The organism is Pseudomonas sp. GXM4, from assembly GCF_008923895.1.
Taxonomy (GTDB): domain Bacteria; phylum Pseudomonadota; class Gammaproteobacteria; order Pseudomonadales; family Pseudomonadaceae; genus Aquipseudomonas; species Aquipseudomonas atacamensis.
Genome location: NZ_WBRZ01000042.1, coordinates 19,421 through 27,722 on the forward strand (window position 1 = coordinate 19,421; position 8,302 = coordinate 27,722).

The following is an 8,302-nucleotide window of genomic DNA, read 5'->3' on the forward strand; positions in this document are numbered from 1 at the left end:
CCATCATCAAATCAATCCGCGCTCTAGCAGCGCCTGGTGTGCGGCAAGCGGATCTTCAGCCAGGAACAGATCGGCAGTCTGGGCGGTGCGTGCGGACAACTCGGTGTGGTGGATATGCACCGTGGGGCCAGCAATCAAGGTCGGGCAATTGACGTTCGCCAACAGCTTGGGCAACTGCGCCAGTTGCATGGCTTTGCTCGAATACAGCAGCACGCCACGGGCTTGCAGATGCTCGACGGTCAGCGCCAGTTCACCGGCCGGCAGTGGCCAGTCGAACACTTGCACCGGGCAATCGGCACTGCTGATCAGCCATGCGCACAGCCACAGATGCGGCTCCAGCGGCAGGTCGGAATGATTGATCAATAACAGCGGCGCCGAATGCAGCTGACGGTTGTTATGGTAGATGCGTGCGCCGAATTTGCTGCGCAACCAGGAAAAGAAAAACGTCCGTTCCATCTGTGCGCCGAACTGGCCCTGCCAGCGCTGTTCGAGCTCGGCCAGCAGCGGCATCAGCAATTGCTCGCACAACGTCCGTGGCGGATACAAGGCGATGGCCTGATTGACGCTGTCATCCAGCGCGCGCTCATTGAGCGAGGTGACCGCCGACAGCAACGTCTGATGCAGACGCTGCCAATCGTTTTCCACGGTTTCCGTGAAGGCCTGCGGCGCATCGAGCAGTGGCTTGACCTGGCTGACCGCAACGCCACGGTTGAGCCAGGTGAGGATGGCCATGATCCGCTGCACATGTTCAGCGCTATACAGTCGATGGCCCTTGGGCGTGCGCTGGGGCACCACCAACCCATAGCGACGTTCCCACGCGCGCAGGGTGATGGCGTTGACGCCGGTCTGCCGCGCTACTTCGCGAATCGGCAACCAGCCCTCGTCGAGGGCTTTCTTGAAGTCGGCGCCGAGGTCTTCCCGGGCGCTGCTGTCGGTTTTATCGTTCATTAGATCGCGTTTCGCAGACTGAGGTTTTCCGGGTGCGGCTGCAGGTAAACCTGCTGCGCGATGTACGGGTCCGGATGGAGTCGAAAGTGGTGTTTGAGCAGCGTCAACGGCACCACCAGCGGCACGATGCCCTGGCGATACTGGCCGATGATCTGCTGCATTTCCTGTTTGTCTTCGGCGCTCAGCGATTGTTTCAAATAACCGCTGAGGTGCAGCAGCACGTTGCAATGGGTGCCGCGAGTGGCGCATTTCTTCAGCGCGGCCATCAGCTCGCTGAAGTAGCGCGGGCCGAGCTCGGCGGGATCGCTGTCAGCCATATTGCCGAGCATCTTGCCAAGGTTTTTGTATTGCAGCGGGTTGTGCGCCATCAGCAGATACTTGTAGCGCGAATGGAATTCGGTGAGGGCGCGACGGCTCAGGCCCTCGGCGAGCACTTGCTGCCAGGCGCTGTAGGCCAGCACGCGGGTGATGAAGTTTTCCCGCAGCACCGGATCGTTGAGGCGCCCGGCTTCTTCCACCGGCAGATCCGGATGTTGGGCACAGAATGCCTGCGCATAGATGCCACGTCCGCCACCATTCACTGGCGCGCCGTTGTCGTGATAGACCTTGACCCGTTCCAGCCCGCAGGAGGGCGACTGCTGCATGAAGATGTAGCCGGACAGGTCCTGCAACTCGGCGGCCATTTTCTCGCCGTATTCGGCCAGCGGCCTGGTGACGTTGATGGTCCGGTCGACGGTGCCGACGGCCTCGGGTTGTTCAGGGTCGCCGACCAGCCGGATCGGCTCACGGGGAATGCCCATGCCGATGGCGACTTCCGGGCACAGCGGGACGAAGTCGAAATATTCGGTGAGGGTACGGCTGCACAGCCGCGATTCCTTGTGCCCACCGTTGTAGCGCACTTCTTCGCCCAACAGGCAGGCGCTGATGGCGATCTTCGGCTTGGACAGGGAAGCAGTAGACATGAGCACCTCGAATCTATACCTGTACAGAGAGTTATCGCTGTACAACTTTTCCTCAGCATAGATCGATGGATGTACAAGTCAAATGATTTGTATAAGATTTTTGTGCGGCGTTGATCTGTGGGAGCGAGCCTGCTTGCGAAAGCGGTGGGTCAGCAAAGGAATTTGTATCTGATACAGCGCTTTCGCGAGCAGGCTCGCCACCACAAGGGAAATCTATTTCCAACCGAGTAACCAGTGCTCGCTGTCTTTCAGCACCTGCCAATCCAGTCGCTCGCTACGCTGGGTCAGCACCGCCTGCAATTCAACTTCCAGCACCGTACCTTCCTCGTCGCGGATCAGTTCGGTGACCAGAAAATGTTTTTCGCGATTTTGCGGGTGGGCTGCTGTCCACTTCGACAGCAGCAATTTACGCGGATTGATGCGATTCATTGCAGGTGTTCGTGCAAGCGACGTGCAGCCTCCTGACCACTGAGCCAGGCGCCTTCAACGCGGCCCGACAGGCACCAGTCGCCACAGGCGTACAGGCCCAGATCGACATCGGCCAGTGTGGTCCATTCATGGCCGGTAGCGGGGCGGGCGTAGAGCCAGCGGTGGGCGAGGCTGAAGGTCGGCGCAGGCATGGCGCTGTGCAGCAGTTCGGCGAAAGCACCGTGCAGATGCTCGATCACCGCCTCCTTGGAGAGGTCGATGTGTTGCCGGCTCCAGGCGCTGGTTGCATGCAGCACCCACGTGTCGAGAGTGCTGTCGCGCCCGGGTTTGCTGCGGTTGCGCGCCAGCCAGTCGAGTGGGCTGTCCTGTACGAAGCAGCCTTCGATTGGCGTATCGAGTGGGGTTTCGAAGGCGAGGGCGACGGCCCAGGTCGGCTCCATTTTCACCCCGGCAGCGACGCCGGCAAGTTTCGGTGCGGCGGCCAGCAGCGCGGTGGCTTGCGGTGCCGGTGTGGCGATCACCACATGGCTGAAGGGGCCGTGGGTGCAGCCGTCGGCGTCCTGCAGATGCCAGTGTTCTTCGCCACGATAGACCTCGGTGATGCGGCAGGCAAACTGCACGTCCAGGCCATCGAGCAGGCCACGGGTGATGGCGCTCATGCGCGGCGTGCCGACCCAGCGGGTCTGCTCGTCCGGCGACATGTTCAGTTGGCCGCCCTGGAAGGTGTACAGCTGCGGCGTCCACTCGGCGGCCCAGCCCCGGCTCTGCCAGCGCTGCACCTCGGTGACGAAGCGCCGGTCACGCGCGGTGAAGTATTGAGCGCCCAGGTCCAGCGAGCCGGCGTCGCTGCGCTTGCTCGACATGCGCCCGCCGCTGCCGCGGCTTTTATCGAACAGTTGAACGGTATGCCCGGTCTCTGTCAGAGCCTGAGCGGCGGAGAGCCCGGCGATGCCGGTGCCGATGATTGCGATAGGTACAGTCATAGGGGCCTCGTTTACCTTTCTGTACAGACTACGCCGTCGATGAAACCTGTACAATTCTGTTTTTTGGTATAACTTCTAGCGTTCTCGTTCTGACAGCTTGGCCTATTGTTAAACCATAGAGCCTGCCCGATAGAAAAGATCCCTGCCTATAAAAATAGACTAGTGATCCGGGTTAAACGCCACGCGAGGAAGATGTCATGCACATATTGCTGACCGGCGGTACTGGTTTGATCGGACGTCAGCTCTGCCGGCACTGGCTGGAGCAGGGCCATCGGCTGACGGTGTGGAGTCGCCGCGCGGAAAAAGTCGCGCAGATCTGCGGCGCGCAAGTGCGCGGAATTTCGCGTCTGGAGGACCTCGGCGAAGAGCCGCTGGATGCGATCGTCAATCTCGCCGGCGCGCCGATTGCCGACCGCCCCTGGACCCATCGACGCAAGGCGTTGCTGTGGAGCAGCCGCATCACCCTGACGGAAACGCTACTGGCGTGGCTGGAAACTCGCGCGCAGAAACCGTCGCTGCTGATTTCCGGCTCGGCGATCGGCTGGTACGGCGACGGTGGCGAACGCGAGTTGACTGAAGAATCACCGCCCGGCATCGACGACTTCGCCAGTCAGTTGTGTATCGCCTGGGAAGAAACCGCGCTGCGTGCCGAGAACCTCGGCATCCGCGTGGTGCTGGTGCGAACCGGTCTGGTGCTGTCGGCCGAGGGCGGCTTTTTGTCGCGGCTGTTGCTGCCGTTCAAGCTCGGGCTGGGCGGGCCTTTGGGCAATGGTCGGCAGTGGATGCCATGGATTCACATCGACGATCAAATCGCCCTGATTGATTTTCTTCTGCACCGGAATCAGGCCAGCGGTCCTTATAATGCCTGCGCGCCGAAACCTGTGCGCAACCGCGAATTTGCCAAGACCCTGGGCAGTGTATTGCACCGCCCGGCGTTCATGCCGATGCCGACCCTGGCGCTGAAAGTCATGCTCGGCGAGCTGTCTCTGTTATTGCTTGGCGGCCAGCGCGCGACGCCGGCACGCTTGCTCGAAGCGGGGTTCGCTTTCCGCTTTACGGATTTACGCGCGGCTCTGGATGATCTCTCCAGCCGCCTCTGAAATAGGACGTTGCATGACCGATCACGCTTTGCTTCTGGTCAATCTGGGCTCTCCGGCCTCCACCTCGGTGGCCGATGTGCGCAGCTACCTCAATCAATTTCTGATGGACCCGTATGTGATCGACCTGCCATGGCCGCTGCGGCGGTTGCTGGTGTCGCTGATCCTGATCAAGCGTCCCGAGCAATCGGCCCATGCCTATGCCTCGATCTGGTGGGAAGAGGGCTCGCCGCTGGTGGTGCTCAGCCGCCGCTTGCAGGAGCAGATGACCCGGACTTGGAAACACGGCCCGGTGGATCTGGCAATGCGCTATGGCGAGCCGTCGATCGAAACCTGTCTGCTGCGTCTGGTCAAAGCGGGACACAAGAAGATCACGCTGGCGCCGCTGTACCCGCAGTTCGCCGACAGCACCACGACCACGGTGATCGAAGAAGCCCGGCGCGTGCTGCGCGAGAAGAAACTCGACGTGCAGTTGTCGATCCTGCAACCGTTCTACGATCAGCCGGAATACATCGAAGCACTGGCCGCCAGTGCGCGTCCGCATCTGCAGCAGGACTACGATCATCTGCTGCTGAGCTTTCACGGCTTGCCTGAGCGGCATTTGAGCAAACTCGACCCGACGGGCAATCACTGCCTCAAGGGCGTCGATTGCTGTCAGACCGCCTCGCCGGCGGTATTGGCAACCTGTTATCGCGCGCAGTGTTTCCGTACCGCCGCCGCCTTCGCCAAAAGCATGGGCCTGGCGGACGGCAAATGGTCGGTGTCGTTTCAGTCGCGCCTGGGCCGGGCGAAATGGATCGAGCCGTACACCGAAGCGCGGCTGGATGAACTGGCCAAAAGCGGGGTGAAAAAGATTCTGGTGATGTGCCCGGCGTTCGTCGCCGATTGCATCGAGACGCTGGAAGAAATTGGCGATCGCGGTAGGGAACAGTTCCGCGAAGCGGGGGGCGAGGAGTTGGTGCTGGTGCCGTGCCTGAACGACGACCCGCAATGGGCCAAGGCGTTGGCGACCCTCTGCGAAAGAGCGCCGCTGGCCCTCTGAGCAAGCCCGCTCACACAGTGATCGTTCCCACGCTCTGCGTGGGAATGCAGCCCGTGACGCTCCGCGTCACTGGACGCGGAGCGTACCTTGAGGCATCCCCACGCGGAGCGTGGGAACGATCATTGCGGGGGGTTAAATCAGCGGCTCATCCGCCTTCTTTTGCTTCCAGCCGTCATTGCCCGGCAGGATCAGGTTCAGCGCAATCGCCACCACCGCGCACAGCGCGATGCCTTTGAGGCCGAAGTCATCCGGACCGGTGCCGGTGCCGACCAGCACGCCGCCGATACCGAACACCAGCGTCACCGAAACAATCACCAGGTTGCGCGCTTCGCCCAGGTCGATCTTGTGGCGGATCAGGGTGTTCATGCCCACCGCCGCAATCGAACCGAACAACAGGCACAGAATCCCGCCCATCACCGGCACCGGAATGCTCTGCAGCAGCGCGCCGAACTTGCCGATGAACGCCAGGGTGATGGCGAAGATCGCCGCCCAGGTCATGATTTTCGGGTTGTAGTTCTTGGTCAGCATCACCGCGCCGGTCACTTCGGCGTAAGTGGTGTTGGGCGGGCCGCCGAACAGGCCGGCGGCCGTGGTGGCGATGCCGTCACCGAGCAGGGTGCGATGCAGGCCCGGCTTCTTCAGGTAATCGCGACCGGTCACGCTACCCACGGCAATCACGCCGCCGATGTGCTCGATCGCCGGGGCCAGCGCCACCGGAACAATGAACAGAATCGCCTGCCAGTTGAACTCCGGCGCGGTGAAGTGCGGCAGAGCGAACCATGGCGCTGCAGCAATTTTCGCTGTGTCGACCACGCCGAAATAGAACGACATGGCAAAACCCACCAGCACCCCGGAAATGATCGGCACCAGACGGAAGATGCCCTTGCCGAACACCGCCACGATCAACGTGGTCAGCAGCGCCGGCATGGAAATCATCATCGCCGTCTGATAGTGGATCAGCTCGGTGCCGTCGCCGGCCTTGCCCATCGCCATGTTCGCGGCAATCGGCGCCATGGCCAGGCCGATGGAGATGATCACCGGACCAATCACCACCGGCGGGAGCAAATGGTCAATGAAGCCGGTGCCTTTGATCTTCACGGCCAGGCCGAGGAAGGTGTAGACGAAACCGGCCGCCATCACCCCGCCCATGGTCGCGGCAAGACCGAACTGGCCCTTGGCGAGAATGATCGGCGTGATGAAGGCGAAGCTCGACGCCAGGAACACCGGCACCTGTCGCCCGGTGACGATCTGGAACAGGATCGTCCCCAGACCCGCGGTGAACAGTGCCACGTTCGGGTCCAGGCCGGTGATCAGCGGCATCAGCACCAAGGCGCCGAAGGCCACGAACAGCATCTGCGCACCGGACAGCACCGTGCGCCAGAGCGGATCGTTGAACTCTTGCTGCATGGTTACGCGTCCTTCTGCTTGGTGCCGAAGATCTTGTCACCAGCATCGCCAAGCCCAGGAATGATGTAGCCGTGCTCGTTCAAACGTTCATCGATGGACGCGGTGTAGATGGTCACGTCCGGGTGCGCTTGTTCGACGGCAGCAATGCCTTCCGGCGCGGCCACCAGGACCATGGCACGGATGTCGCGGCAACCGGCCTTTTTCAGCAGGTCGATGGTGGCAACCATGGAGCTGCCGGTGGCGAGCATCGGGTCGATGATCATCGCCAGGCGCTCGTCGATTTCCGGTACCAGTTTTTCCAGATAGGTGTGCGCTTGCAGGGTCTCTTCGTTGCGGGCAACGCCCACAGCGGAGACCTTGGCGCCCGGGATCAGGCTGAGCACGCCTTCGAGCATGCCGATACCGGCACGCAGGATCGGCACGACGGTGATCTTCTTGCCGGCGATTTTCTCCACCGACACGGTGCCGCACCAACCGGCAATGTCGTAGGATTCGAGCGGCAGATCTTTTGTAGCTTCATAGGTCAACAGGGCGCCGACTTCCGGAGCGAGCTCGCGGAAATTCTTGGTGCTGATGTCAGCGCGGCGCATCAGGCCGAGTTTATGACGGATCAGCGGATGGCGGATCTCGAGGATGGGCATGGGAAAGGCTCCGGCGGCGGGCAAAAAAACCGGCCTAGATTAATCTATCCGAGGGTGATGTCCTATAGGACATTCTGTACGTTAGTCCATAAGAGCTTGATTCGACCTCGCGGGATGCGTACCTTTGCCCGCTTTTCCAATTCCGCCAACCCCTGGAGAGCGCCATGTCCGCTGATCTCGAGCATATCCGTCAAATCATGCGAGAGGCTGACTGCCTGTACACCGAATCTGAAGTCGAGGCGGCCATCGCCCGCGTCGGTGCACAAATCAACGAACAACTGGCTGACAGCAATCCGGTGGTGTTCTGCGTGATGAACGGCGGCCTGATCTTCTCCGGCAAACTGCTGACGCATCTGCAATTCCCGCTGGAAGCGTCCTACCTGCACGCGACCCGTTATCGCAACGAAACCAGCGGCGGCGACCTGTTCTGGAAAGCCAAGCCGGAAGTCTCGTTCATCGACCGCGACGTGCTGATCATCGACGACATCCTCGATGAAGGTCATACCCTGGGCGCGATCATCGACTTCTGCAAACACGCCGGCGCACGCAAAGTGCACACCGCCGTGCTGATCGACAAGGACCACGACCGTAAGGCTCGTCCTGACCTGAAAGCCGATTTCGTCGGCCTGCCATGCATCGACCGCTACATTTTCGGTTATGGCATGGACTACAAAGGCTACTGGCGCAACGCCAACGGGATTTACGCCGTTAAAGGCATGTAAGAACCTGCATTGCCCCCTGTGGGAGCGAGCCTGCTCGCGAAGGCGTCGTGTCAGTCAGCATCATTGAAAAC

The 8,302-nt window shown here is 61.2% G+C and carries 9 protein-coding genes; 3 read left to right on the forward strand and 6 right to left on the reverse strand.

Going from position 1 to position 8,302, the window contains the following annotated elements:
* Nucleotides 1-6 precede the first annotated feature (6 nt).
* The 4 genes from F8N49_RS08605 to F8N49_RS08620 form a co-directional block, all read right to left on the reverse strand.
* A complete protein-coding gene (locus F8N49_RS08605) occupies nucleotides 7-948 on the reverse strand; it encodes a MerR family transcriptional regulator (protein WP_016773222.1) in 942 nt (313 codons plus the stop codon).
* Complete coding sequence (locus F8N49_RS08610) at nucleotides 948-1,910, reverse strand: DUF523 and DUF1722 domain-containing protein (protein ID WP_041479992.1); 963 nt, start codon at nucleotides 1,908-1,910, stop codon at nucleotides 948-950. Before F8N49_RS08610 ends, F8N49_RS08605 begins: the two co-directional genes overlap by 1 nt.
* 213 nt (nucleotides 1,911-2,123) lie before the next feature.
* Nucleotides 2,124-2,339, reverse strand: a complete 216-nt coding sequence (locus F8N49_RS08615) for a TIGR02450 family Trp-rich protein (protein ID WP_076564097.1) — start codon at nucleotides 2,337-2,339, stop codon at nucleotides 2,124-2,126.
* Nucleotides 2,336-3,322: an NAD(P)/FAD-dependent oxidoreductase gene (locus tag F8N49_RS08620; protein WP_071173571.1), complete on the reverse strand. Its 987-nt coding sequence runs from the start codon at nucleotides 3,320-3,322 to the stop codon at nucleotides 2,336-2,338. The genes F8N49_RS08615 and F8N49_RS08620 overlap by 4 nt, the downstream gene beginning before the upstream one ends.
* Nucleotides 3,323-3,519: 197 nt before the next feature.
* Here F8N49_RS08620 and F8N49_RS08625 point away from each other — a divergent pair, with 197 nt between their 5' ends.
* Nucleotides 3,520-4,422: a TIGR01777 family oxidoreductase gene (locus F8N49_RS08625; RefSeq protein WP_130900215.1), complete on the forward strand. Its 903-nt coding sequence runs from the start codon at nucleotides 3,520-3,522 to the stop codon at nucleotides 4,420-4,422.
* 13 nt (nucleotides 4,423-4,435) lie between these two features.
* Entirely contained in the window at nucleotides 4,436-5,461 is a 1,026-nt protein-coding gene (gene hemH / locus F8N49_RS08630; RefSeq protein ID WP_151551154.1) for a ferrochelatase, read from the forward strand.
* Nucleotides 5,462-5,593: 132 nt separating this feature from the next.
* Here hemH and F8N49_RS08635 read toward each other — a convergent pair whose 3' ends face one another.
* Together F8N49_RS08635 and upp are read right to left on the reverse strand one after the other, a co-directional pair.
* Complete coding sequence (locus F8N49_RS08635; protein ID WP_151551155.1) at nucleotides 5,594-6,868, reverse strand: uracil-xanthine permease family protein; 1,275 nt, start codon at nucleotides 6,866-6,868, stop codon at nucleotides 5,594-5,596.
* 2 nt (nucleotides 6,869-6,870) lie between these two features.
* Entirely contained in the window at nucleotides 6,871-7,509 is a 639-nt protein-coding gene (upp, locus tag F8N49_RS08640; protein WP_151551156.1) for a uracil phosphoribosyltransferase, read from the reverse strand.
* A 164-nt stretch (nucleotides 7,510-7,673) separates the two neighbouring features.
* On the opposite strand from upp, the gene F8N49_RS08645 reads away from it, so the two are divergent.
* The gene (locus F8N49_RS08645; RefSeq protein ID WP_016773231.1) at nucleotides 7,674-8,231 is read left to right on the forward strand and encodes a hypoxanthine-guanine phosphoribosyltransferase; all 558 of its coding nucleotides are present in this window, start codon (nucleotides 7,674-7,676) and stop codon (nucleotides 8,229-8,231) included.
* Nucleotides 8,232-8,302 lie beyond the last annotated feature (71 nt).